This is a genomic window from Kribbella sp. (assembly GCF_035655035.1).
Classification (GTDB): domain Bacteria; phylum Actinomycetota; class Actinomycetes; order Propionibacteriales; family Kribbellaceae; genus Kribbella.
This window is the reverse complement of record NZ_DASRVN010000490.1, coordinates 1-25,074: the sequence shown is the minus strand read 5'-3', so window position 1 is coordinate 25,074 and position 25,074 is coordinate 1. Positions and strand designations below refer to the sequence as shown.

Sequence of the window (25,074 nt, the reverse complement as noted above, 5' to 3'; positions counted from 1 at the left end):
GGCATCATCGCCGCTCGCGCCGCCGGCACCGTGATGGGCGACCCGGTCGACGAGCTCTACACGGCCGCCTCCGGTACGTCGATGGCGACGCCGCACGTCGCCGGTGCCGCCGCGCTGCTCGCCCAGCAGCACCCGGACTGGAAGGCGGACCAACTCAAGAACGCACTGGTCAGTACGGCGAAGACGCAGCCGGACCAGACCGTGTACCAGCAGGGCGCAGGCCGCGTCGACCTCACTCGGGCGGTCGCGCAGAAGGTGACCGCGAGCGGGGTCGCGGACTTCGGTCTGCAGAGCACGACCGACGCGACCACCCGGACCATCACGTACCGGAACGACGCCGACAACCCGGTCACGCTCAACCTCGCTGCCCAGATCACGAATCTGGACAGCGGCAAGCCGACCACCGCCGGCTTCGCCCTGCCCGGCACGGTGACGGTGCCCGCGCACGGCACGGCCGACGTACCGCTGGCGCTGGACCCGGCGCAGCTCGGCCGCGGCCAGTACAGCGGCTGGGTCGTTGCCACCGGTCCGGACGGCGTCGTCACGCACACCGCGGTCGGCGCGCTCCGGTCCGGGCCGAAGCACAAGGTCACGTTCCGCGCGATCGACATGGACGGCAAGCCCACCGGCGTCCCGGTCTTCTCGCTGTACGGCGACAACTCGCGGTCCGACGTACTCGCCTGGTTGCGTGACGGGCAGACGTACACCGCCGAGGTCGAAGAAGGCACGTACCTGATGCACGCGCTGGTCGAGCACAACGACCCGCAGGACGAGCAGGCGAGTCTGGTCACCGATCCGAACGTGGTGATCGACAAGGACACCGACATCGTCATCGACGCCCGGAAGGCGGTGCCGATCACGATCGAGACCCCGAAACCGTCCGAGCAGCAGGCGGTGCTCAGCTACTACGTGCACCGCGTGTACGGCAACGGACGCTCGATCTCGCACGGCGTCATGCACTTCAGCACCGTCCAGAAGGTCAACGTGACCCCAACCAAGCCGGTCAAGGACGGCACCTTCGAGTTCTCCTCCCGCTGGCAACTCGTCGCCCCCATGGTGCAGGCGTCGGTTCCCGGCGTCCCCGGGCCGCTCGACATCAACCTGCTCGGCCAGTCACCGGCGTACGACGGGAAGAAGCGATTCCGGTTGGCCGCCTCTTTGCAGGACGCGAAGGGCGCGCTGGTCGTGCTGCCGTCCGACAGCGAGCGGACGGAGATCGACGCGGCTGCAGCCGCCGGTGCGGCGGCGGTCGTGCTGATCCGCCCCGCCGACTGGACGGCGTGGACGGTGTGGCGCCCGACCGGTGACCGGCTGCCGATCCCGGCGATGGTGACCACCGTCAAGGACGGGCAGAAGCTGCTCGACCGGGCCCGGCGCGGTGCGGCGACGATCGACCTGACCCTGACCACCTCCAGCCCGTACCTGTACGACGTACAGCAGGTCTCCACCGGCGCGATCCCGGCGAAGATCGACTACAAGGTGACCCCGGCGAACAGCGCCCGGATCACCACGCGGTACGCCGACAACGGCGGGTTCAACTGGGCCAAGGAGCAGCGGTTCGGGTGGCGGCCGTGGCAGGAGTACTCCTGGAACGACGCGCAGCGGTTCGTCGAGACGCCGAAGGTCCGCGAGGAGTGGGTGACCTCGGGCGACTCGCTCTGGCAGCACCGGGTGCACCACCTGTACACCTGGGACACGATGAACCCGCTCGGCGGCGGGATGACGTCCGTACCGCAGAGCTACCGGTCCGGGAAGTCGGACGAGACGTGGTTCGGCCCGGTGGTACGGCCCGCGGCGGCGCCGGGCGTGCCGTCCACTCGGACCGGTGACCGGCTGTCGCTCCGGATCCCGACGTTCGTGGACGCCGACGGGCACTACACGCGCGGTGAGACGACGTCCGCGTCGGCGACGCTGTCCCGCGACGGGAAGGTGGTCGCGGAGCTGCCGAACGCGTGGGCGGACGTGATCACCACGAGCGCCGACGCGGCGTACAGGCTGGATCTGTCGACCGCACGGATCGACGAGGACGGCGAGTGGAACTGGGGAACGCAGACGCAGACCTCGTGGGAGTTCCGCTCGGCCAGGCAGCCGGACGACAAGGCGGTGCCGCTCGCACTCCAGCAGGTCGACTACAAGGTCCCGGTCGACCTGACCGGCCGGGTCGCCACCCGCACCCACGTGATCGGCTTCGAGTCTCCTCGCGCCACGTCCTTCCAGGCGTGGTCGTCCTTCGACGAGGGCAAGACCTGGCAGAAGCTCCTGGTGGTCGGTGCCGCCGGCCACTACATGGCGCTAGTCCCGAACGCCCACGACACCGTCTCGCTCAAGGTCGAAGCCAAGGGCGCTGACGGAAACAAGATCACCCAAACAGTCATCCGCGCCTACGGCGTCCGCTGACCGCACGCGCCGGGCGCCGCCTACACGGCGCCCGGCGCACGGGTGGTTAGAGCCAATTGCGTTTGGCTGCCTGGAAGGCCAGGCCGGTTCTGGTGTCGACGCCGGCGAGGGACATCAGGCGGTCCAGGCGGCGTTGGACGGTTCGGCGGCTGATGCCTAGTTGGGTGGCGATGGATTTGTCGGGTACGCCGCCGACGAGGAGTGAGAGCAGGAGACGTTCGGAATCGTCCAGGCCCTCGGGTTCGGCCGGGCCGGGCTGCAGGCGGACCGGGGTCGCCAGTTCCCAGTAGCTTTCGAAGAGGGCGAGCAGGGCGTCGAGGAGCTGGCCGCGGCTGATGATCGCCGCGGACGGCTGGCCGACGCTCTGTTCGTCGTCGCGGACCAGCGGGCAGATCGCGGTGGACCGGTCGACGATCGCGATCCGGACCGGGAGCGTCGGCACCACCCGCGCCTCCTCGCCCCAGCTGACCCCCTCGGCGATCGAGTCGAGTTCGCCCGGCGTCTCGATCAGCGCCCGCTCGTAGATCGCCCGGTACCGCACCCCGCGCGACAGTGCGCCGTACTCCTCGGTGTTCTCGGCGCCCTGCATCGCCAGCGGGTTCGCGCGGCAGAACCAGAGGATCTCCTCGCGCGCCGAGTTCTGCAGGTCGCGGAGCCGTTCGCGGAGCGTGGTCGCGCCGATGATCACCTCGACCAGGTGATGGGCGTCGCGACGGCTCGCGCTGGCCCGGAACTCCTCGCTGAGCGACGCCACGGTCTTGCGCGCGGCCTCGAGCGACTCCTGCCGGCGGAGCAGCGTCGTACCGAAGGCGACATCCGGTGGCAGCGGCCTGAACACCGGTTCGTCGGCCGCCTGGGCGGTTACCAGCCCCTTCGCCTGCAACCGCTGCAGTATCTCGTCGGCCTCCTGCGGCGCCAGCTCGGCGACCTCGGCCAGTTCGGCGGCCCGCGCGGCGGACAGCCCGACCAGCAGCCGGTACGTGTGCTCCTCGTGCGCGTCGAGCAACGAACCTTCCTGCATGGACCCACCTAACAGGCTTACTCATCAGGAAGCGAGCGCTTTCCCAATGACACAACAGAGCCACGACCCAACCGTGCCATCACGAGATCGCTGAGCACCCGTCACTTTCCAGTCAAGCGGGACTCGCCACCGCCCAGCGAACCGCCCTGGAGAAGAGACTCATGATGAGCATGACCGACTACGCCGGGATCGCCGGCCTGATCGCCGCGGCCGCCGTCGCGATCTGGATGCTGCGCAACCACCGCACCGTCGCCACCACCGCCCGCAACGCCAGACACCGCGGCTCCCCTACCCTGCGACTGCCGCGCCCCGCACACCCGGAGCGCGCTTCTTCGCGCAGGTGAGGCTGGATCCTCAGGGACCGTAGTGGTAGCGGCAGGCGATGATGTGGATCCCGTCGTCGGCGATCCGGTAGACGAGGCGGTGTTCCGAGTTGATGCGCCTCGACCAGTAACCGGCAAACTCGTGCCGCAGCGGCTCAGGCTTGCCGATCCCTTCATGGCCGTTGCGGTCGACATCCTCGATCAACTGGTTGATCCGCTTGAGCAGCTTGCGGTCGTTGGCCTGCCACCACAGGTAGTCCTCCCAACCACGGTCGAGGAAGACGACCTTCATGCGGCGCCACCCGCCGTCCCTTCGCCGGCAGTGGCGTCGGGGTCAGCCAGTTCGCGAACAGAGCCTTCGCCCGACTTGTCCTGCTCGATCGCCTCGCGCAGCCGCCGGGCGTTGGCCGGCGACCGCATCAGGTAGTCGGTTTCCTTCAGCGACTCGTACTCGGCCAGCGTGACGACGACCACCGGCTCGTGCCCGGCGCGGGTGATCACCAACTCCTCCGCATCGCTCTCGACCGCGTCGAGGGCGGCGGCCAGGTTCGCCCGCGTCTCGGTAAAACTCATCGTCTTCACGCTGTACAGAATAACGTACATGCGTGGCGTCGGTGCGCCCCTACCCTGCGACTGCCGCGACCTGCACACCCGGGGCGCGCTTCTTCGCGTGGTGGTAGGTGAGGCCGCCGTAGGCGTACATCGATAGTCCCAGCGCGGCCATCAGCACGATCACGACCCATTGCCATGGGCCGTCCTGGTAGAGGGCCAGGAACCATGACTTGCTGCTGTGGCTGCCGGTGAGCTTGATGATCGCCGGTACGACGCCCTGCGGGAACAACGGGATCGCCCCGAACCCGAGGCAGAAGCCGGCCAACGTACGACGCCACTTCGGGAGCGCATCGAGCCCCGCGGTCTTCTTGGCCTGCTCCGCGGGCGACCGGCCGTGCCTGAGCAGCGTGAGGAGCTCCGGGCCCCGCTTGTCCAACCGGAGGGCTGCCACGCGACCGAAGTACCACCACGCGAGCACTCCCGACAGGACGCCCAGCGGCACGCCCCACCAGCCAAGGTAAAGCGCCACGATCAGGGCTGGTGCACAGGTCGTCGCGACCAGCACGAGCATCACGTAGACGATGCCCATCGTCTCGCTCTCATTCTCACCGGAGTTGAGCGGGTTACCGGACCGCTTGTGCGCGTCGGTCGTCGGTACGGCGGCGTACACCGAGCAGGCCACGACCAGACCCGCAGCACCACCGAGCAACGCCGGCAGCACGCTCAGCACCAGCGGCCACGCACTGGTCACGCCTGACCACCACGTCAGCAGCAGCGTGATCAGCAACGTCACAGGCCCGAACACGAGCAGGAACGCCCGCTGCCGCGCGCGGACATCCGCCCGGCTGGAACCGGGCGTCATCAGCGTCGTCCAGTACGCCGTACCGTCCGCGCCGTAGAGGTTGGCGCACATCGAGCCCGCCATCACGACCGCCGCCGAACCGGCCCACGGCAGCATCGACCGCATCCCGATCGCCAGCGGCATGAGGCAGAAGATCAGCCCGTACGCGACCGAGAACACCGCCTTGTGACCGTAGAGCAGGTCCCGGCTCCACGAGCGAATCTCCTTGGCCGCCGCGGCACCCTCTGGTGTCTTCGCACTCAAGACCCGCCGCGGCTTACCCCCTGCCCGAGCAGCAGTAGTACGACGCACCAGCAGCGCGGACCACGCGAAGAGCATCACTGCGGCGAGCACTGCAAGCGCCAGCAGCAGCCCGACGACCTGGAGCCAGTCACCACGCCCTGCTGCCTGTACTGCGTCGAAACCCCAACCAGACGGCGCGATCCGGGCAGCATGCGCCAGCGTGCCCTGGATGTCGGTGGACACGAACGCCGCGATCAACGCCCACCCCTGCGCCGCGAACGCCAGGATGAACGCGTTGACCAGCGCAGCGATTACCGCACCGGCCCGCGCCTGCAGCAGTACGCCGTACACCGCGACAGCGAGCCGCGACGCCAGGACGAAGCAGAGCAACTGCAGCAGCAGCGCAGGCACCGCAACGAGTCCCGCGACCACGCCACTGCTCGCGACCACCAGACTGACCAGTGCGATCAGGCTGATGACCGGTGCCACACCAGCGAGCGCAGCCACCAGCAGCCCGGTGGAGAGCGTCCGCGGCGACAGCGGCAGCATCGTGAAGTACTCCGGCTTGAGCGTCTCGTCGCCACCACCGGCGAACAGCGGCCCGATCACCCAGCCGAGCATCCAGACGCCGAGTGCGACCACCAGTACGTGGTCCTGGCCGGCGGCCGCGACCCAGATCGTCCCGCCTGCGAGCGCCAGCCCGACCAGCCCTCCGGTGGCGATCCACGATCGCCGGAACTGATCGCGCAGCGCGTGCCGGAACGCGGCCAGCCGCATCCGGACCAGCGTGTGCGAGGTGCCGTAGGTCAGCGCGAGAGCCACGTCAGCCCCTCGGCACCACGCGTCGACGCGCCGACCAGCGACACGAACGCATCCTCCAGGCTGCCGCCCGCCCGGACCTCCGAAACTGTGCCAGCGGCAACTACCCGGCCGTCCGCGACCACCGCAACCCGGTCACACAGCTGCTCCACCAGCGCCATCACATGACTCGAGATCACCACCGACCCGCCGCCGGCGATGAACCGGTGCAGGATCGTCCGGATGGTCGCCGCCGACACCGGGTCGACCGCCTCGAACGGCTCGTCCAGCACCAGCAGCCGCGGCGCGTGCAGCAACGCCACCGCGAGGCCGAGCTTCTTCCGCATCCCGGTCGAGTAGCCGATCACCTGCTTGTCGTCCTCGTGGTCGAGCTCGAGCACCTCCAGCAGCTCGTCCGCACGCCGCCGTACCTCGTCCTCGGGCAGGCCGCGGAGCAGACCGAGGTACGTGAGCACCTCCCGCCCGGTCAGCCGCTCCGGCATCCCCAGCCCGTCCGGCAGCACCCCGACCAGCGCCTTCGCCCGGGCCGGATCCCGCCACACGTCCACGCCGAAGATCCGCGCCGTACCGCCGTCCGGCCGCAGCAGCCCGACGGCCATCGACAGCGACGTCGTCTTTCCGGCACCGTTCGGCCCGAGCATCCCGAAGAACGACCCGGCCGGCACGCTCAGACTCAGCTCGTCGACCGCCCGCTGCTCCCCGAACACCTTGGTCAGCCCGTCGAGCTCCAGCGCTTGCTCCATGCCCGGAACTCTGTCACCGGGATCCCACGCTCCGCGTCAGTCCATCGGCTGACCCACGGAGTCAGCCATCAGGACGGCCCGGAAAATCCTCCGAAAGGACGAAATGTGCCTCCGGTAACGCAAAAGTCCCGGCCGAGTTCTCGACCGGGACTTTGTCTGTGCGCGAGGGGGGAGTTGAACCCCCACGCCCTTTCGGGCACACGGACCTGAACCGTGCGCGTCTGCCTATTCCGCCACCCGCGCGCAGCCGCCTGAGATGATCTCCTGGCGACGAGAAGGAACAGTAGCACGGGTTCTGCCGGAGCTTCACATTGCGGGTTCGGTCGAACCTCCCGATACGATCGATCGTCGTACCCGGTGTGTCCGCCACGACCGGTGGACGACATATGGCGTACCGACGGTGGAGGAGGAGGCGTGCGACCGCTACAGCGCTTCGAGCGACGCCTGGAAGGCATTGTCAGCGGTGTCTTCGCGCGCGCTTTCAAGGGTGATGTGGAGCCGATCGAGCTGGCCGCGGCTCTCAAGCGTGAGATCGACAACACCGCGCGGATCCTGTCCCGGGACCGCCGGCTGGTGCCGAACCACTTCACGATCGAGCTCGGCCCGGACGACTTCGAGCGGCTGAACGCCTACGGCCGGACCCTGAACCACGAGCTCGCCAACGAGCTGCGGGACCACGCGGACATCCAGCGGTACACGTTCTCCGGACCCATCGACATCGAGCTGGTCCAGCAGGATGATCTGCCGACCGGTAAGTTCCGGGTGGTCAGCGAGACGGCCGGGACGCCCCAGCGGCGGCCGGACCCGTACCAGCAGCCCGAGCCCCAGCCCTACCAGCAGGAGCCCTACGTGCCGCCGAACCCGCCGCCGGTTGCCCCGCAGTACCAGCAGCCGCAGTACCCACCGCAGGCACCGCAGCAGCAGCCGCGCCGCGGCCACCCGCAGGTGATGCTCGAGGTGAACGGGCGCCGCCGCCCGGTCAACCCGCCCGGCGTGGTGCTCGGCCGCGGCACCGACGCGGACATCCAGATCAACGACCCGGGCGTCTCCCGGCGGCACGCCGAGATCCGGCTGATGCCGGAAGGCCCCGGCGGTATCCGCGTGGTGCTGGTCGACCTCGGCTCCACCAACGGCACGCTGGTGAACGGCCGCCGGTCCACCGAGGCCGAGCTGACCGACGGCTCCACGGTCCGGATCGGCAACACGACCATGACGCTGCGTCTCGCGGACGAGCCGATGGCCCAGCCGCCGAGCAGCGGGTGGTGACTGACCTTCCATGTCGGAACTGACCCTGACCCTGATCAAACTGGGGTTCCTGGCCCTGTTGTGGATGTTCGTCCTCGCGGTGCTGTCCGTGATCAGGTCAGACCTGTTCGGTGCGAAGGTGGACAGCCGGGCGGCGGCCGCCACCACGCCGCAGACCACCCGGACGCCGAAGCCCGCGAAGCCGGCCAAGAAGCGCAAGGGCCTGCCCGGCTCGCTGAGCATCGCGGACGGCCCGCAGGCCGGGGTCGGCGCCTCGCTAGTCGACGAGCCGGTGATCATCGGCCGTGGTTCGGACTGCCAGATCCGGCTGGACGACGACTACTCCTCCACCCGGCACGCCCGGCTGTTCCTGTCCGAGGGCCAGTGGTGGGTCGAGGATCTCGGCTCCACCAACGGCACGTACCTGGACGGCCAGCGGGTCACCCGCCCGGTCCCGGCCGAGATCGGCGGTTCGATCCGGATCGGCCGGACGACGCTGAACATCGCGAAGTAGGCCTGCCCCGATGACCCTGTCGCTCGACTACGCCACCCTTTCCGACGTCGGACGGGTGCGCCGCAACAACGAGGACTCGGCGTACGCCGGTCCGCACCTGCTGCTGCTCGCCGACGGGATGGGTGGCGCGGCCGCGGGTGAGGTGGCCAGTGCCGCGGCGGTCCAGGTGATCCGCCGGCTGGACACCGCCGAGATCGGCGGCGAGGACATGATCGAGGCGCTGGCCGGCGCCGTGCACCGGGCGAACGAGCGGCTCTCCGAGCTGGTCGAGGAGGATCCCGAGCGCGAGGGCATGGGGTCGACGGTGACCGCGCTGATGTTCGACGGCGCGCAGCTCGGGCTGGCGCACCTCGGCGACTCCCGGGCGTACCGGCTGCGCGACGGGCAGCTGTACCAGCTGAGCCACGACCACACGTTCGTGCAGTCGCTGGTCGACGAGGGCCGGATCTCCCAGGAGGAGGCCTTCACGCACCCGCACCGGAACCTGATCCTCCGGGTGCTGGACGGCCGCCCGGACTCCGATCCGGACCTGCAGATCCTCGACGTCCAGGCCGGCGACCGGCTGATGCTGTGCAGCGACGGCCTGCCCGACTACGTCAGCGACGAGGTGATCGCCGCCTCGATGTCGTCCGGTACGCCGGACTCCGTCGTCGTCGAGCTGATCACGCACGCGCTCGAGGCCGGGTCGAACGACAACGTCACCTGTGTGGTGGCCGACGTCGTCGAGACCGAGCCCGCGAGCGGGACGCAGCCGCAACTGGTCGGCGCCGCCGCCGAGCTCGCCCAGGGCAGCACCGGCCGCGCCGAGCCGACGGTCGCGGTCGGCGTCGCCGCCGCTGACGGCGGCACAGGCGGAGCCGGAGGCCACGGCGCCGCGGTCGACCCGGAGGAGCTGCGGTACGCGCCGCGCCCGCCGAAGCGGTTCCTGTGGCCGCGGCGGATCGCCGTACTGGTCGTCGTCCTGGCGGTGCTGATCGGCGGCGCCTGGTTCGCGTACGGGTGGACCCAGAAGCAGTACTACGTCGGCACCGACGGCGACTACGTGGCGATCTTCAAGGGCGTCGAGGCGGACCTGCCGGGGGTGTCGCTGTCGAAGGTGTACGAGCGGCAGTCGCTGCAGGTCGACAAGCTTCCGACGTACAGCCGCCAGCAAGTGGAGGGCAACATCCAGGCAGACAACCTGGCCGGGGCCCGGTCGATCGTCGCCCAGCTGCAGCAGACCGCTGCCCAGTGCGCCGCGAAGATCAAGCCGACCCCGACGCCGAAGCCGACTCCCAAGCCGACCGTGAAGCCGAAGCCGACCGTGCCGGTGAAGCCCACCACGAAGCTGACGACCCCGAAGCCGCCGGTCACGGTGGCGACCACGCCGAAGCCGACGACGACGCCGAGTACGCCGGTCGACACCGAAGACTGCGACGGTGTCCGATGAGTATCGCGTCGACCTCGGTCATCCAGATCATCCCGCGCACCCGCCGCGGGGTAGAGCTGCTGCTGCTCGTGATCGCCGTCGCGGTCGCGGTCGCGGCGTACGTGAACATCGGCCTCACGGTCCAAAACTCGGTCCCGGCCAGCACCGGGTACTACGCCGCCGGCATCGGGCTGCTCGCGCTGATCGCACACCTCGCGCTCCGGTACCGGGCGCCGTACGCCGACCCGGTGCTGCTGCCCTGTGCCGTACTGCTGAACGGCATCGGCGTCGCGATGATTCACCGGATCGACCTCGGGCTGGCGATCCTCGCGCAGGCGAGGGGCAAAGTCCCGAAGGGGCCGGCCGCGCCGCAGCAGATCACCTGGACCGCGGTCGGCGTGGTGCTGTTCCTGGTCGTGATCCTGGTGATCCGTGACCACCGCCGACTGCAGGCGCTGACCTATACGGCCGGTCTCGCCGGTCTGGTGCTGCTGGTGCTGCCGCTGGTCCCGGGCCTGGGCGTAAACCTGAACGGTGCCCGGATCTGGATCCGGCTGGCCGGGATGTCGTTCCAGCCCGGTGAGTTCGCGAAGATCTGCCTGGTCATCTTCTTCGCCGGCTACCTGGTCGTGAAGCGCGACGTGCTGACGCTGGCCGGGCACCGATTCCTTGGGCTGGACCTGCCGCGGGCCCGCGACCTCGGGCCGATCGGGATCGCCTGGGTGGCCAGCCTCGGCGTGCTGGTGTTCGAGAGCGATCTGGGGTCGTCGCTGCTGTTCTTCGGCCTGTTCCTGTTCCTGCTCTACGTCTCCACCGAGCGGGCCGGCTGGCTCATCATCGGCGGTCTGCTGTTCGCCGCCGGTGCGTACTTCGCGTACATGACGTTCGGCCACGTGCACCGCCGGATCACCGACTGGCTGGACCCGTGGGCGATCGACGGCGGCCAGATCAAGCTCGGCCTGATGGGTCAGGCGTGGGGCGGCGTCCTGGGTCGCGGCCTCGGCCAGGGCCACCCGGAGGCCACGCTGTTCGCGCAGAGCGACATGATCGTCTCGTCGCTCGCCGAGGAGCTCGGCCTCACCGGCCTGATCGCGATCCTGCTGGTCTACACGCTGATCATCGAGCGCGGCCTGCGGACCGCGCTCGGCTGCCGCGACGTCTTCGGCAAGCTGGTCGCGACCGGTCTGGCGATGTCGTTCGCGCTGCAGGTGTTCGTGATCGTCGGCGGCGTCACCGCGCTGATTCCGCTGACCGGTCTGACCACTCCGTTCATGGCCCTCGGCGGTACGTCGCTGGTGGCGAACTGGGCGATCATCGGTTTGCTGCTGCGGATCAGCGACCAGGCCCGGCGGCCGCAGACCCCGGCCGCTCCAGTGTCCGACGAAACGATCGCGATGGCGGTGCAGAAGCAGTGAATTCGGCGATCCGACGACTGGCCGTCGCGGCGATCATCCTGATGCTCGCGCTGATGGCGAACTCGACGTACCTGCAGGCGTTCCGGGCGAGCGCGATCAACGCACGCAACGACAACAACCGGGTCCGGGACTCGCAGTTCTCGGTGAACCGCGGGCCGATCCTGATCGGCACCACGCCGATCGCCAAGAGCGACCCGTCGAACGACCGGTTCAAGTACCAGCGCAAGTACCCGTCCGGCCCGGTGTACGCACCGGTGACCGGCTACTACTCGTACCTGTTCGGCCGCGGCGGCATCGAGCTGACGATGAACTCCGAGCTGAACGGCTCGGACCCGTCGATGGCGTTCCGGCGGATCATCGACGTGATCAGCAACCGCCCGCAGCAGGGCGGCAGCGTGACGCTCACGCTGAACGCGGCGGCCCAGCAGGCGGCGTACGACGGCCTCGCCGGGAAGATCGGCGCGGTGGTGGCGATCGAACCGTCGACCGGGAAGATCCTGGCGATGGCGACCCGCCCGTCGTACGACCCGAACCTGCTGGCCTCGCACGACACCACCAAGGTCGCGGCGGCCTGGAAGAGCCTGAACGCGGACAAGAACCGGCCGATGTCGAACCGAGCGGTCCAGGAGCTGTATCCGCCGGGTTCGACGTTCAAGCTGGTCACCGCCGCGGCCGCGCTGTCCAGCGGCAAGTACACGCCGGACAGCAAGGTGACCTCGCCGGCCCAGCTGCCGCTCCCGCAGACGACCGTCCCACTGGTGAACGAGGACAACAAGAACTGTGGCGGCAGCGACAACGCGACGCTGACGGTCGCGCTGCGCTACTCGTGCAACACGGCGTTCGGCTCCGTCGGCATGGCCCTCGGCGCGGACGCGCTGAACGCGCAGGCGGCGAAGTTCGGTTTCGGCGCCCGCCCGCTGACCGAGCTGGCCGGCGTGGCCACCAGCCAGTTCCCCGGCGACCCGAACGAGCCGCAGACCGCGCAGTCCGCGATCGGCCAGTTCGACGTCCAGGCCAGCCCGCTGCAGATGGCGATGGTGGCGGCCGGGATCGCGAACAAGGGCCAGCTGATGAAGCCGTACCTGGTCCAGAACGTGAAGACCCCGGACCTGAAGACGGTCTCCGAGACCAAGCCGGAGTCGCTGCACCAGGCCGTCACTCCGCAGGTTGCGAGCCAGCTGACCGCGATGATGGTCGACGTGGTCAACAACGGCACCGGCAAGCCGGGCCGGATCAGCGGGGTCCAGGTGGCCGGCAAGACCGGTACGGCGCAGACGTCGAAGGATCGCCCGCCGTTCGCCTGGTTCACCGCGTTCGCGCCCGCGAACGACCCGAAGGTCGCGGTGGCGGTGCTGATCGAGGACGCGAACGTCCCGCGCACCGACGTGGCCGGCGGGACCCTGGCCGCTCCGATCGCCAAAAAGGTGATGGAGGCGGTGCTGGGCCAATGAGCACGATACGGAATGATGCGATGACAGTGCGTCTTTCCAACGGGGTCCCAGGTGTGGCGATCGCTACCGTGGGCAAGTTGAGTTTGTTGTTCCGGACAGGTTGGAAGGCTGGGTCATGACATCGCAGGCACGTCTCGTCGGCGGCCGGTACGAAGAGGGCGAGCCGCTCGGCCGCGGCGGTATGGCCGAGGTCCGCAGGGGCGTGGACAACCGGCTCGGCCGGAGCGTCGCGATCAAACGGCTGCGGGTCGACCTGGCCAGTGACGCCACCTTCCAGGCGCGATTCCGCCGGGAGGCCCAGTCAGCCGCGTCGCTGAACCACCCGACGATCGTCTCGGTCTACGACACCGGCGAGGAGCCGGACCCGAACGGCTCCGGCGTCACGATCCCGTACATCGTGATGGAGCTGGTCACCGGCAAGACGCTGCGGGACCTGATCCGCGAGGGCCGCAAGATCATGCCGGAGCGGGCGCTGGAGATCACCTCGGGTGTGCTCGAGGCGCTCGACTACAGCCACCGGGCCGGCATCGTGCACCGCGACATCAAGCCCGGGAACGTGATGCTGACCCCGCAGGGCCAGGTCAAGGTGATGGACTTCGGGATCGCCCGCGCGGTCGCCGACACGTCCTCCACGATGACCCAGACCGCGGCCGTGATCGGCACCGCGCAGTACCTGTCCCCGGAGCAGGCCCGCGGCGAGACCGTGGACGCCCGCTCCGACCTGTACTCGACCGGCTGCCTGCTGTACGAACTGCTCACCGGCCGGCCGCCGTTCGTCGGCGAGTCCCCGGTCTCGGTGGCGTACCAGCATGTCCGGGAGCAGCCGCTGCCGCCGTCCTCGTTCGACCCCGACATCCCGCCGGAGGTCGACGCCGTCGTCCTCAAGGCGCTGGCGAAGAACCGCGAGGAGCGGTACCAGAGCGCGTCCGAGATGCGCGCCGACATCCACCGGGTGCTGGCCGGTCAGCAGGTGACCGCGCCGCTGGCCGCGGTCGCCGAGACCCGGCAGATGCAGCCGACCACGCTCGCGCCGACGGCCGCCACCCAGCAACTGCGGCAGACCAGTGGCAACGACCTGCTGCCGCCGGGCGTTGACGACCTGGAGGAGGGCGACGAGGGCCGCTCCCGGCGGAACCGCGGCCTGGCGTACTTCCTGCTCGGGCTCGCGATCGTGGCGATCGCGATCGGCGCCTACGCGCTGTACTCGAAGTACAACAACACCAACGCCGGCGGCCCGACGACGTCGAACACGCCGCCCGCGAAGGTCCAGGTCCCTGATCTGCAAGGCAAGTCCCTGGCCGCGGCGACCCAACTGCTGACGGCCAAGGGCCTGAAGGTCAATGCGACCACGGAGAAGAGCGACGCGGTCGGCAGGGGCTTGATCATCCGCCAGACGCCCGCGGCCAGCACCGAGGCGGACCCAGGCTCGGTCGTCGCCGTGGTGGTGTCCGGCGGGAAGAACACCTACACGGTGCCGAACGTGATCGGGATGTCGGAGTCCAAGGCCCGCACGCAGATCGAGGCCGGTGCCGGCCAGTTCACCGTCAAGGCCCAGTCGATCCAACAGGACAGCGACCAGAAGAAGGGCATCGTGCTCGCGGTCAGCCCGGACCCGGGCGGCACGTACCCGGCGGGCACCGAGTTCACCCTGACGGTGTCCAGCGGCGTCGTGCAGGCGAACGTGCCGGATGTGGTCACGCAGACGTTCGCCGACGCGAAGCAGACGCTGGAGCAGGCCGGCTTCCGGGTCGGGCAGACGTTCGGGAACGATCCGAACGCGGCCGAGGGCGCCGTGCTGAAGCAGTCGGTCCCGGCCAACACCAAGGCACCGAAGGGCACGCTGGTCATTCTGACGACCAACAAGCTGCAGCCGACTCCGCCGCCGTCCTCGCCGACGCCGACCGACAACCCGAGCGGCGGGCCCAGCACCCCGGTCATCACGCTTCCGGGCGGCTGAGCAGTCCCGAACGCACTGAACCCCTCGAGGCACTCGCCTCGAGGGGTTCTGTGTTTCCTGGGTCAGCTGACCACTGGCGCGAGGCCGGCGGAGTTGGCGACCGCGTCCGGGTCGCCGCAGACCGTCAGCCAGTTGGCCAGCATCCGGTGGCCGCCCTCGGTGAGCACCGACTCGGGGTGAAACTGCACGCCCTCGACCGCCAGCTCGCGGTGCCGGGCCGCCATGATCACGCCGGCCTCGGTCCGCGCGGTCACCTCCAGCACGTCCGGCACGCTGCCCTCGGCGATCGCCAGCGAGTGGTACCGGGTCGCGGTGAACGGCGACGGCAGCCCGGCCAGCACGCCGGCGCCCTGGTGGAACACCTGGCTGGTCTTCCCGTGCAGCAGCTCGTCCGCGCGCCCGACGACCCCGCCGTACGCGACGCCGATCGCCTGCAGCCCGAGGCAGACGCCGAAGATCGGGACCTCGCCGCCCTTCTGCCGGACGATGTCGACGCAGGCGCCGGCCTCCTCCGGCGTACCGGGACCGGGGGACAGCAGCACCCCGTCGAACTCGGCGGCCTGCTCGGGGGTCACCTCGTCGTTGCGCAGCACCGTGGTGTCGGCCCGCAGTTGCTGCAGGTACTGCACCAGGTTGTAGACGAAGGAGTCGTAGTTGTCGACGACAAGGATCCGCGGCATGCGATCCATTGTGACAGCTCCGCGCCAGCTACCGCCCGGTCACGGAAGGGCTGGCCGACGGAGTGTGCGGGAAGCCCGGCACGGTCGCGGTCTGCAGGTCCAGGGAGCCTTCGTACGCCGGCATCTGCAGCGAGGAGTTGCCCTGCACGTCGTACCCGAGCTGGAACTTCACCACGTAGTCCTGCAGGTTCTGGATGTACTGCGAGTTGTCGAGCGCCTTCTGCAGCTTCCGCCGGTCGCCGATCGCGGAGATCGTGTACGGCGGGAGGTACGGGACGCCGTGCAGGACGACCGAGTTGCCGACGCACTTCACGCCGGTGGTCGAGATGACCCGCTGGTTCTGGATCGTCATCGCCTCGGCGCCGCCGGCCCAGAGCGCGTTCACCACGGCCTGGATGTCCTGCTGGTGGATGACCAGCCAGTTCTCGTCGACGTTCGGGTTGTCCTTCACCACCTCGGGTGGCGCGTCCCGGAGCGTCACGGTCAGACCGGGGCCGGTGACCGGCCGGGTGCCGACCTGCTCGGACAGGTCCTCGAACTGCTTGGCGAGCTTCGGGTCGATCGAACCCTGCTGCGCCTGCAACGTCTCGATGTCGTGGGTCAGGGCCGCGTGCTGCTTGACCAGGGTGGCGCTCCGCCGGCTCTGTTCCTCCACGAGGCCCGCGAGCGTAGTGTTACGGCTGGGTCGCAGGTCGGTGCCGCGGGCGTTGGTGGCACTGGTCGCGAACAGCAGACCGGCGCACAGCAGCGCCACTGGCGCGGCCGCACGCCAGAGTGAAATCCGCCTCAACCTACGCACCCGTGATCTCCACATTGCTCTCTGCACTACGCTAACCCGGACCGGACCGACGAGGTTCTGCTGCGGTCAGCTTATGCGTCCTTACAAGGAGTTCAGACGTGCCCGAGTCGAGCAGTCGCAACAAGAAGAAGACCGAGAAGGTCAAGGCGGAGAAGACGCCGAAGAAGCCACGTACCCAGTCACGCGTCTGGGTGGCGCCGCTGATGCTGGCGTGCTGGTTGCTCGGTCTCGCCTGGCTGGTCGTCTTCTACGTCGCCGGCCAGGACATCCCGGTGATGAAGGACCTCGGCAACTGGAACCTGCTGATCGGCATGGGCCTGATCGCAGTCGGCTTCGTCGTCTCCACCCAGTGGGTCTGACCCCTCCCACTCACTGACCTCAGCCAGGCCCCGGGCAGTCCCGGCTGAGGTTCACCGCAGCACCACCCGAGGCTGCACAGGCCTGCCGCGATCGCCGGGTCGCCGCCCTGGAAGAACGCCGAGTTATCCACACCCGTGTCCCCAGGTGTGCACACCGATTTCGGGGAGTTATCCCCAGGTTCGGAGTTACTTCTCCACTGAAAGTGGTCGAAAGTGGGGCAAATCTGTGGATAACTCAGGTTTGGGGCCATGCAGTTTCCACATCGTTCACCTTGGGCGTCCACGGCTTCCACATCTACGTACAGATCTACGTAGACATATGCGGAGAGATCTGCGTATAGTTCTACGTAGGAGGAGAGCGATGCCCAACAAGACGATCTATGTGTCCGACGACGACCTGCCGCTGTACAAGCGTGCGCAGGAGATCGCCGGCAACCTGTCATCCGCGATCTCGATCGCGCTGCGCAAGTACGTCGAGATGGAGGAAGGCCGGCTCGAGGGGTACGACGAGATCACCGTGCGGGTGGGCCGGGGCACCGGCCGCAAGCAGCGGTTCTCCGGCGTACTGCTTGCCGAGGGCGGCCGCTCCAGCAGCACCGGCTACGAGGCCTTCCAGGTGTATCGCACCCGGACCGGCAAGTTCGTCCTGCACGCCGACCGCCGCAACCAGTTCAAGCAAGGCGCCGACGACGAGCGGTACCTGACCGGCTGGCGCTCCTGGGTCGGCAACTGGAGCTCCGACCAGTCCTGGAGCATGGCGCAGGGCGAGGCCACCCTGTACGTCGTCGACACGGTCGACGAGCTCCGCGCGCTGATCCCGGAGGACCTCTACGCACTCGTCGAGGAGGCAGCCGACCAACCGGCGGTCGAGGACCTCGACATCTAACTGAACCTCAAGACCACCGGACGCCCGCACCTGCGCGCCCGGGCGATCAAGCACGCCCGAATCCTCCCACGCACGACCCGTCAAGCCACCCGGGTCAGGTTTCCCCTGCCCGAAAACACCCAAGGACCTCTCATGTCACCAGCGATCGACGTCCGCGGACTGCGTAAGTCCTACGGCGACAAACTCGTGCTCGACGGCATCGACCTGAACGTTGCCGAAGGCACCATCTTTTCCCTGCTCGGCCCGAACGGCGCCGGCAAGACCACCGCCGTCCGGATCCTGTCCACGCTGGCCGCGGCCGACGCCGGCGAGATCCGGGTGGCCGGTCACGACCTGACGCAGGACCCGGAGGCAGTCCGGGCCGCGATCGGCGTCACCGGCCAGTTCTCCGCGATCGACGGCCTGATGACCGGCCGCGAGAACCTGATCCTGATGGCCGACCTGTATCACCTCGGTAAGCAGGAGGCCCGGCAGCGGGCGGACGAACTGCTCGAACAGTTCGACCTGGCCGAGGCCGGCAAGAAGCTCGCGATGACGTACTCCGGCGGCATGAAGCGCCGGCTCGACCTGGCGATGACGCTGGTCGGCCGGCCGCGGATCATCTTCCTGGACGAGCCGACGACCGGTCTCGATCCGCGCAGCCGGCACGGCATGTGGACGATGATCCGCGATCTGGTCGCCGGCGGCGTCACGGTGCTGCTCACCACGCAGTACCTCGAGGAGGCCGATCAGCTGGCCGACCGGATCGCGGTCCTCGACCACGGCCGGCTCGTCGCCCAAGGTACGGCGGAAGAGCTGAAGCGGCTCGCCCCCGGCGGGCATATCCGGCTGCGGTTCACCTCGCCCGAGGAGTTCGCGCTCGCGGGCCAGGTGCTGCCGACCGCCGTACCGAACCACGAGGCCCTGGTGCTGCAGGTGCCGAACGACGGCAGCGTGCATGCGCTCCGCGACCTGCTGGCCCGGATCGACGACGCCTCGCTCGAGGTCGGCGAACTGACTGTCCACACCCCTGACCTGGACGACGTCTTCTTCGCCGTCACCGGCCAGCCCACCGAGAAAGTGACCGCATCATGAGCTACGCACTCCAGGACACCGGAACGATGCTGCGCCGCACGCTGCGGCACGCCCAGCGGTACCCAGGCCTGTCGCTCGGCGCCCTCGGGATGCCGGTGATCATGATCCTGCTGTTCGGTCTGGTCTTCGGCCACACGTTCGCGAACGGCCTCGGCGGCGGTGGCGGGCGGGCGGAGTACATCAACTTCCTCACGCCGGGGATCCTGCTGATGTCGATCGCGTCCGGCACGATGTCGCCCGCGGTCGCGGTCTGCATGGACATGACCGAGGGGATCGTCGCCCGGTTCCGGACGATGGCGATCTTCCGTCCGGCGGTGCTCACCGGGCATGTGCTCGGCAACGTGCTGGTGACGATCGTCAGCCTGACGCTGGTGGTCGGGTTCGCGATCCTGATCGGCTTCCGCCCGAACGCGTCCGTAGGCGGCTGGCTGCTGGCGGCCCTGCTGCTGATCGGGTTGACCATCGGGCTGACCTGGTTCGCGATCGCGCTGGGGCTGACCAGCAAGACGCCGGAGGGCGCGAGCAACGTCGTACTGCCGATCAGCCTGTTGCTGCCGTTCCTGAGCAACACGTTCATCCCGCTGGACGCGATGCCGGGCGCCATCCGCTGGTTCGCCCGGTACCAGCCGTTCACGCCGATCATCGACACCCTGCGGCACCTGCTGCTGGGGACTCCGATGGCGAGTGGTAGCGCCTGGATGGCCGGCGGATGGTGCGTGGCGATCGCGATCGTCGGCTACTTCTGGGCCCAGAAGAACTACAACAAGGGGACCGTGGCCTAGGAGGGTGCGCCGAGCAGGTTCGCGCGGGTGCGGACGTGGGCAGGCACCAGCAGGTCGCAGTCGGGGTTGTTCTCCGGTTCGCCGGCGACGGTGTGGAGGGGGATCACGCCTGTCCAGTACGGCAGGTCGAGGTCCTCCTCGTCGTCGTTGGCGCTGCCGGACCGGTTCTTCACCGAGGCCTCGGTGAGCGACAACGCCAGTACCGACGTCTTCGCCAGCTCCTTGCGGTTCGGCGGGCGGACCGCGGTGGACCGGCCCGGGACCAGGTGGTCGACGATCCGGTTCAGGCCGTGCAGCTTCTCGTCCGGATCGGTGACCAGCCGCGGTACGCCGAAGACGACCGCGGACCGGTAGTTCACCGAGTGGTGGAACGCGGACCGCGCCAGCACCAGCCCGTCCGCGTGCGTGATCGTGACGCAGACGGTCTGTTGCGGGGCGGCGACCATGCTGCGCGCGGCGACCGAGCCGTGCAGGTACAGCGTCCCGTCCACCCCGCGCTCCAGGTCCACGCCGTACGCCGTCGGCAGGACGAGCGGATCGCCGTCGACCACGACGCCCAGGTGGCAGAACATGCCGTCGAGGAGGACGTCGTCCAGCGCCTGGCGATCCGTCGCGGCGCGTTCCTTGGAGCGACGGAGGGAGGTCCGGGCAGTCGGCTGCAGTGTGGTCATACCTCCAGGGTGGACGTGCAGTGGCCTGGCGGCACGGGCCATTCCGGAACGAATCAGCTAGTCCATTCGCGCAGCGGCACGGCAGCGCTGACGAGGTGCCGGCGCCGGACCGGCAGGCCGAGCGTCGGGTTCGAGACACTCCAGGCGGCGCCCTTGCAGATCGACTCCTTGTAGACCGCGGCCACCCGTCCGGTGAGCGCCGCGTTGACGGCCCGGTCGTCGCTGGTCACGTACTGGATCAGCCCGTCCTGGCGGCCGAGCGAGATGCACTGGTTGAAGTACGCCAGCGGTGCGTGCGGCAACCGGCCGCCGGTCAACCGGGCCGCGATCGAGTCGGCGGCCTGCCACGCCATCGGCTGGCCCGAGGCGCACGACATCCGCAGCGGCTTGTCCTTCGATCCCAGCGCGTACGCCGCGTCGCCGATCGCGTAGACGTCCGGGTGCGAGACGGATCGCATCGTGCGGTCCACCACGATCCGCCCGGTGTCCGAGACCTCCAGGCTGGTCGCCTGCACGATCGGGTGCACGGCGAATCCGGCTGTCCACACGGTGACCGCGGTCGGGATCCGCGTGCCGCCGACCGCGACATGGTCGGCACCGACGGCGGTGACGTGGGCGTTCTCGTGCACGGTGATGCCGAGCCGGTCGACGACCTTCCGGAGATGCCGTCGGCCCTTGTCCGACAGCCAGTCGCCGAGTCCTCCGCGGACGACCAGCGCGACGTCGAGGTCCGGCCGCGACTCGGCGAGCTCGGTCACGAACTCCACACCGGTGAGGCCGCCACCCACGACGGTCACCGGTTGCCCGGCCGGCAACGACGCCAGCCGTTCGCGCAGCCGGAGCGCTCCGGGGCGGCTGGCGATCTGGTACGCATGCTCGGCCGCGCCCGGCACGCCTTGCGAGTTCCACCCGCTGCCGAGCGCGTACACGAGCGTGTCGTACTCGAGCTCCTCCGCCTCCAGCGCGACCGTCTTGCGCTCGACGTCCACCGCGGTGACCTTCGCGAGCTTCAGTACGACGCCGGTGCCGGCGAACATCTCGGCGTACGAGCGGTGCTTCAGGTCGCGGCCGGTGGCGACCTCGTGCATCCGGACCCGCTCGACGAAGTCGGGTTCGGCGTTGACCAGCGTGACGGTGACCTCGTCGCGGTACAGCCGCGCGGCGAGGCGGCCGGCGGCGATGGCTCCGGAGTACCCGGCGCCGAGGACGACGATGCGGTGCTTCATATCCGTGCTCCTGTCTGCTGCGATGTCGACCCTTGAACCGGGCAGCCCGCCGATTCATGACAGGAACGCGCTGTGAAGCAGCTCACAGGATGGTCAGCAGCGGCTCTCCGTGCTCGGCGACCGCGAACAGCTCGGTCGCGCGGACCAGCTTGTCCGGGTTCGCCTGGGAACGGACGGCGGTGATGCCGTCGGCGCCGACCTCGAGGCACATCACCCCGACGACCTCGCCGTCCACCAGCACCACGAGCGACGGTTCGCCGTTGACCGGCCAGGCGTAGACGTCCGCCGGACCACCGAGGTAGACGCGCTTCGCCGCGGTCGGCTTGAACAGGCCGCGGAGGAAACGCGCCACCGCGAGCGCGCCCAAGATCGCGGTCGTCCGGGCCGGGACCTTGCCGCCGCCGTCGCCGATCGAGACCGCGTCGGCGGTGAGCAGCCGGACGATCGACTCGGTCTGCCCGCTGGTCGCCGCGAGGATGAACTCGTCGACGATCCGCCGGGCCGTCGCCTCGTCGACCTCGGTCCGGGTACGTCCGTCCGCGAGGTGCTGCTTCGCCCGGCGGAACAGCTGCTGGCTCGCGGATTCGGTCAGCTCGAGCATCTCGGCGATCTCCCGGTGCGAGTAGTCGAACGCCTCCCGCAGTACGTAGACCGCGCGCTCGTTCGGCGACAGGCGCTCCATCAGCGTGAGTACGGCGTACGACACCGACTCGCGCTGCTCGACCGTGTCCGCCGGGCCGAGCATCGGGTCGCCGTCCAGCAGCGGCTCGGGCAGCCACTGGCCGACGTACGTCTCGCGGCGCGCGCGGGCCGAGGTCAGCTGGTTGAGGCAGAGGTTGGTCAGCACCTTCGTCAGCCAGGCCTCCGGTACTTCGATCCGCCCGAGGTCCGCGGCCTGCCAGCGCAGGAACGTCTCCTGAACGGCGTCCTCCGCCTCGGACGCCGATCCGAGCAGCCGGTACGCGATCGCCTCGAGCCGGTGCCTGGACCGCTCGAACCGGGACACGTCCTCAGCGGTCATGGCCATGCTGGAATCCTAGTAGGCGTGCAGAGTTCGCTGCCGTTGACGATCGATCGGGATTCCGGGGTGCCGTTGCACCTGCAGCTCGCCGAGCAGTTCCGCGCGGCCGTGCTGGACGGGCGGCTGCAGGCCGGGCACCGGCTGCCGTCGACGCGGGACCTCGCGCGGGAGCTGTCGGTTTCGCGGTCCGTGACGCAGGCGGCGTACGACCAGCTGCACGCGGAAGGCTGGATCGAGGGCCGTACGGGCGCCGGCACCTTCGTCACGGACGTCGTACCGCTGCAGCCTGCCGTACGACGCCGTACGACACACCGACCCGACGCCGACGCGGAACTGCTGACCCTGCGCCCGGGGATCCCGTACATCGCGCCGACCCCCGACCCCGGCTGGCGGCGCGCGTGGCGTGAGGTCTCCACGCAGTCACCACCCAGGGGGTACGACGATGCGCCCGGCCTCCCCGCGCTCCGTGCGGCGCTCGCGGAGCATGTCGCACGGGTCCGCGGCATCGCCTGCGGGCCGGAGAACGTGCTGGTCACGAACGGGACCGTGCACGGGCTGCGGCTCCTGCTGACGGTGACCCGGGAGCCCGGTGACCGGATCGCGATCGAAGACCCCGGCTACCTGAACGCGGTCGTCGCCGCGCGCGACCACCGGCTCGAGATCGTCGATGTACCGGTCGACGAGGACGGCCTCCAGGTGGCGGCACTGACCGACGATGTGGACGCGGTGTACGTGACGCCGTCCCACCAGTACCCGCTCGGCGGCCGGCTACCCGTTGCCCGACGCAACGAACTGGTGCGCTGGGCGCGGCGTACCGGCAGCCTGCTGATCGAGGACGACTACGACAGCGAGTTCCGGTACGACGTCGCGCCGCTGCCCGCGCTGGCCCAGCTCGACCTGGAGCGGGTCGTGCACCTCGGCACGCTGTCGAAGACGCTCAGCCCGGCGCTCCGCCTCGGCTGGCTGGTGGCGTCCGAGGCGATGGTCGACCGGCTGGCCATGTTCCGCGCGAACTCCGGCGACTGGCCCGCCTGGCCGATGCAGGCCGCACTGCTCGCGATGCTCCGCGACGGCTACCTGGACCGCACGGTCCGCCGCGGTCGCCGGCTGTACGCCGAACGCCGTACCCACACGTGCGAGGTGCTGGCGCCGTACGGGCAGGTGATCGGCCAGGACGCCGGCCTGCACATCACGCTGCTGCTGTCCAACGACACCGGCGGCACCGACGACCGCAGGATCGCGGCCGCCGCGCGGGAGGCCGGCGTCGTGGTCGCGGCACTCTCCGAATACCGCCGCAGCGTCCCCGGGCCACCAGGCCTGGTGATCGGGTACGCGACACCATCGACGTCCGACCTCCATCGTGCGCTGACGATCCTGACCCGCGTCCTCAGTCGCCGTTGATCCGGTCGAGGTAGTCGACCGGGCCGACACGGTGGTAGATCGGGTCCGCGAAGGTGCCGCCCGAGACCTTGCCGAGCGAGTTGATCACGGTCGCGGTTCCGTTGGCGTGACCAACGGCGTACAGATAGCCGCTCTTCGAGTCCTTGTCGATGCCGAGTACAACGGTCCCGTACTGACCGCACGGCCCGGCGACCAGGGTCTCGAAGCCCTGCCAGGTGCCGGTCCGGACCGCCTTCACGATCGGCTTCATCGGCGAGCTGATCGGGATCCGGATCGTGTAGAGCGCCCCACCCCGGGTGTTCGCGAGGAAGGTGTCGTACGTCGCGGTCTTGCTGATCAGCGTCATCGACTTGACTGCCGCGAAGCCGGGCGCCGACCCGGCCGCGACGAACGACTTGCCGCCCGCGTTCCACCGGAACAGGGTCCCGTCGTTCCGCAGGCCGTAGAACATGGTGTGTGTCGTCTTGCCCTGCTCGTAGCGCACGTACTCGATGTTCGTGAAGTTCGTCCAGCCGCCACCGATGCGGGTCGTCTGGTCGATGCCGGCATTGCGGTTGTAGTAGCGGAGGTACAGCGCATCGGCGAGTACGACGTACCCGGACAGGTCGAAACCGGCCACGTTCGGCTCCGACTGGAAGGTGGACGCCGCCCGGACCGGCCCGAACGGGTAGACGCCGGTGACGACAGTGGGCTTGCCGATGGTCGGGGGTTTGCCGGCGGTCACGGTGGCGCTGGTCTGGGCGCCGGCGTTCGTGATCGACCCGAGGCCGAGTTGACACGCGGCGGTCGCCGCGGACGTGGTGTTCGGGGCCGCCTGGGCGCCCGCGGTGACCGTGGTGGCGAGTGCGACCGCACCCATCGCCAGGCCGACAAAGCTCCGTCGCTTCACGATGTCCTCCCCTGGTTGATGCTTCCAGAGAACTTGATGCGGACCGGTCCGGAAAGGTTACGGCTGCAGGGGATTGTCCGCCAGCGGCAGCTGGACCACCGGGGTGTCGCCGTCCCAGGTCAGCCGGGACAGCCACATCGTGCGGCCCTTCGGGTCCGTGCCGACCTGGTCGGGGTCCCAGGCGTGGTAGACGAACCAGTCGCCGAGCACCATGTTGTGTCCCGGGCCGGCGGCATCGGGGGAGCTGGCCAGGATCGGGTCGCCGGACTTCACGCACGGGCCGATCGGCGACTCGCACAGTGCATGCCCGACGGCGTACGCCGCCTTGTCGTAGGCGTTGCCGGAGTAGAACAGGTG

Annotated in this window: 24 protein-coding genes, 1 tRNA gene and 1 pseudogene; 13 read left to right on the top strand and 13 right to left on the bottom strand. The window is 69.4% G+C overall.

Annotation, left to right across the window (positions count from 1 at the left end; translation table 11 throughout):
- Window positions 1-2,397 (top strand): S8 family serine peptidase (locus VFF46_RS26905; RefSeq protein ID WP_325040010.1); only part of this gene is annotated, 2,397 nt, incomplete at its 5' end.
- A 46-nt stretch (window positions 2,398-2,443) separates the two neighbouring features.
- Here VFF46_RS26905 and VFF46_RS26900 read toward each other — a convergent pair.
- On the bottom strand, window positions 2,444-3,418 hold the full coding sequence (locus tag VFF46_RS26900; protein ID WP_325040009.1) for a helix-turn-helix domain-containing protein: 975 nt from the start codon (window positions 3,416-3,418) through the stop codon (window positions 2,444-2,446).
- 161 nt (window positions 3,419-3,579) lie between these two features.
- Here VFF46_RS26900 and VFF46_RS26895 point away from each other — a divergent pair, with 161 nt between their 5' ends.
- Window positions 3,580-3,762 carry a hypothetical protein gene (locus tag VFF46_RS26895; RefSeq protein WP_325040008.1) on the top strand — a complete coding sequence of 61 codons (183 nt, stop codon included), beginning with the start codon at window positions 3,580-3,582 and terminating at the stop codon, window positions 3,760-3,762.
- A gap of 10 nt (window positions 3,763-3,772) precedes the next feature.
- Here VFF46_RS26895 and VFF46_RS26890 read toward each other — a convergent pair whose 3' ends face one another.
- From VFF46_RS26890 to VFF46_RS26870, 5 genes are all read right to left on the bottom strand, one after another.
- On the bottom strand, window positions 3,773-4,033 hold the full coding sequence (locus tag VFF46_RS26890) for a Txe/YoeB family addiction module toxin (RefSeq protein ID WP_325040007.1): 261 nt from the start codon (window positions 4,031-4,033) through the stop codon (window positions 3,773-3,775).
- Window positions 4,030-4,314: a type II toxin-antitoxin system prevent-host-death family antitoxin gene (locus VFF46_RS26885; RefSeq protein ID WP_325040006.1), complete on the bottom strand. Its 285-nt coding sequence runs from the start codon at window positions 4,312-4,314 to the stop codon at window positions 4,030-4,032. Before VFF46_RS26885 ends, VFF46_RS26890 begins: the two co-directional genes overlap by 4 nt.
- Before the next feature lie 49 nt (window positions 4,315-4,363).
- A complete protein-coding gene (locus VFF46_RS26880; RefSeq protein WP_325040005.1) occupies window positions 4,364-6,199 on the bottom strand; it encodes a hypothetical protein in 1,836 nt (611 codons plus the stop codon).
- Complete coding sequence (locus VFF46_RS26875; RefSeq protein ID WP_325040004.1) at window positions 6,184-6,939, bottom strand: ABC transporter ATP-binding protein; 756 nt, start codon at window positions 6,937-6,939, stop codon at window positions 6,184-6,186. The genes VFF46_RS26880 and VFF46_RS26875 overlap by 16 nt, the downstream gene beginning before the upstream one ends.
- 159 nt (window positions 6,940-7,098) lie before the next feature.
- Window positions 7,099-7,182 (bottom strand) — tRNA-Leu (locus tag VFF46_RS26870).
- Between the two features lie 171 nt (window positions 7,183-7,353).
- Here VFF46_RS26870 and VFF46_RS26865 point away from each other — a divergent pair.
- The 6 genes from VFF46_RS26865 to pknB all read left to right on the top strand — a co-directional run bounded on the left by VFF46_RS26865 (window position 7,354) and on the right by pknB (window position 14,929).
- Window positions 7,354-8,205 (top strand): DUF3662 and FHA domain-containing protein, encoded by an 852-nt coding sequence (locus VFF46_RS26865; RefSeq protein ID WP_325040003.1) that lies wholly within the window; start codon window positions 7,354-7,356, stop codon window positions 8,203-8,205.
- Between the two features lie 10 nt (window positions 8,206-8,215).
- Window positions 8,216-8,698, top strand: coding sequence for an FHA domain-containing protein FhaB/FipA (locus VFF46_RS26860; protein WP_325040002.1), 483 nt, complete (start codon window positions 8,216-8,218; stop codon window positions 8,696-8,698).
- Window positions 8,699-8,708: 10 nt separating this feature from the next.
- Window positions 8,709-10,127, top strand: coding sequence for a PP2C family protein-serine/threonine phosphatase (locus VFF46_RS26855; RefSeq protein ID WP_325040001.1), 1,419 nt, complete (start codon window positions 8,709-8,711; stop codon window positions 10,125-10,127).
- Entirely contained in the window at window positions 10,124-11,521 is a 1,398-nt protein-coding gene (locus VFF46_RS26850; RefSeq protein WP_325040000.1) for an FtsW/RodA/SpoVE family cell cycle protein, read from the top strand. Before VFF46_RS26855 ends, VFF46_RS26850 begins: the two co-directional genes overlap by 4 nt.
- Window positions 11,518-12,972 (top strand): peptidoglycan D,D-transpeptidase FtsI family protein, encoded by a 1,455-nt coding sequence (locus VFF46_RS26845; protein ID WP_325039999.1) that lies wholly within the window; start codon window positions 11,518-11,520, stop codon window positions 12,970-12,972. Before VFF46_RS26850 ends, VFF46_RS26845 begins: the two co-directional genes overlap by 4 nt.
- Before the next feature lie 115 nt (window positions 12,973-13,087).
- A complete protein-coding gene (gene pknB, locus VFF46_RS26840; RefSeq protein ID WP_325039998.1) occupies window positions 13,088-14,929 on the top strand; it encodes a Stk1 family PASTA domain-containing Ser/Thr kinase in 1,842 nt (613 codons plus the stop codon).
- A gap of 62 nt (window positions 14,930-14,991) precedes the next feature.
- On the opposite strand, the gene VFF46_RS26835 is transcribed toward pknB, so the two are convergent.
- Together VFF46_RS26835 and VFF46_RS26830 are read right to left on the bottom strand one after the other, a co-directional pair.
- Window positions 14,992-15,609 carry an aminodeoxychorismate/anthranilate synthase component II gene (locus tag VFF46_RS26835; protein ID WP_325039997.1) on the bottom strand — a complete coding sequence of 206 codons (618 nt, stop codon included), beginning with the start codon at window positions 15,607-15,609 and terminating at the stop codon, window positions 14,992-14,994.
- Between the two features lie 28 nt (window positions 15,610-15,637).
- On the bottom strand, window positions 15,638-16,408 hold the full coding sequence (locus VFF46_RS26830; RefSeq protein ID WP_325039996.1) for a DUF881 domain-containing protein: 771 nt from the start codon (window positions 16,406-16,408) through the stop codon (window positions 15,638-15,640).
- Window positions 16,409-16,506: 98 nt separating this feature from the next.
- Here VFF46_RS26830 and VFF46_RS26825 point away from each other — a divergent pair, with 98 nt between their 5' ends.
- The 4 genes from VFF46_RS26825 to VFF46_RS26810 all read left to right on the top strand — a co-directional run bounded on the left by VFF46_RS26825 (window position 16,507) and on the right by VFF46_RS26810 (window position 19,509).
- Entirely contained in the window at window positions 16,507-16,767 is a 261-nt protein-coding gene (locus VFF46_RS26825) for a cell division protein CrgA (protein ID WP_325039995.1), read from the top strand.
- Between the two features lie 361 nt (window positions 16,768-17,128).
- Entirely contained in the window at window positions 17,129-17,653 is a 525-nt protein-coding gene (locus VFF46_RS26820; protein ID WP_325039994.1) for an EXLDI protein, read from the top strand.
- 132 nt (window positions 17,654-17,785) lie between these two features.
- Window positions 17,786-18,727, top strand: coding sequence for an ATP-binding cassette domain-containing protein (locus VFF46_RS26815; RefSeq protein ID WP_325039993.1), 942 nt, complete (start codon window positions 17,786-17,788; stop codon window positions 18,725-18,727).
- On the top strand, window positions 18,724-19,509 hold the full coding sequence (locus VFF46_RS26810) for an ABC transporter permease (RefSeq protein WP_325039992.1): 786 nt from the start codon (window positions 18,724-18,726) through the stop codon (window positions 19,507-19,509). The genes VFF46_RS26815 and VFF46_RS26810 overlap by 4 nt, the downstream gene beginning before the upstream one ends.
- Here the strand turns inward: VFF46_RS26810 and VFF46_RS26805 are convergent.
- From VFF46_RS26805 to VFF46_RS26795, 3 genes are all read right to left on the bottom strand, one after another.
- Window positions 19,506-20,180 carry a pyridoxamine 5'-phosphate oxidase family protein gene (locus tag VFF46_RS26805; RefSeq protein ID WP_325039991.1) on the bottom strand — a complete coding sequence of 225 codons (675 nt, stop codon included), beginning with the start codon at window positions 20,178-20,180 and terminating at the stop codon, window positions 19,506-19,508. The genes VFF46_RS26810 and VFF46_RS26805 overlap by 4 nt on opposite strands.
- A gap of 53 nt (window positions 20,181-20,233) precedes the next feature.
- Window positions 20,234-21,406 (bottom strand): NAD(P)/FAD-dependent oxidoreductase, encoded by a 1,173-nt coding sequence (locus tag VFF46_RS26800; RefSeq protein WP_325039990.1) that lies wholly within the window; start codon window positions 21,404-21,406, stop codon window positions 20,234-20,236.
- Window positions 21,407-21,488: 82 nt separating this feature from the next.
- A complete protein-coding gene (locus VFF46_RS26795; RefSeq protein ID WP_325039989.1) occupies window positions 21,489-22,433 on the bottom strand; it encodes an RNA polymerase sigma-70 factor in 945 nt (314 codons plus the stop codon).
- 18 nt (window positions 22,434-22,451) lie between these two features.
- Here VFF46_RS26795 and VFF46_RS26790 point away from each other — a divergent pair, with 18 nt between their 5' ends.
- The gene (locus VFF46_RS26790; RefSeq protein ID WP_325039988.1) at window positions 22,452-23,828 is read left to right on the top strand and encodes a PLP-dependent aminotransferase family protein; all 1,377 of its coding nucleotides are present in this window, start codon (window positions 22,452-22,454) and stop codon (window positions 23,826-23,828) included.
- Here the strand turns inward: VFF46_RS26790 and VFF46_RS26785 are convergent.
- Window positions 23,815-24,717, bottom strand: a complete 903-nt coding sequence (locus VFF46_RS26785; protein ID WP_325039987.1) for a hypothetical protein — start codon at window positions 24,715-24,717, stop codon at window positions 23,815-23,817. The two genes, VFF46_RS26790 and VFF46_RS26785, sit on opposite strands and share 14 nt — an antisense overlap.
- Before the next feature lie 57 nt (window positions 24,718-24,774).
- Window positions 24,775-25,074: pseudogene (locus VFF46_RS26780) on the bottom strand (glycoside hydrolase family 43); the annotation flags it as partial.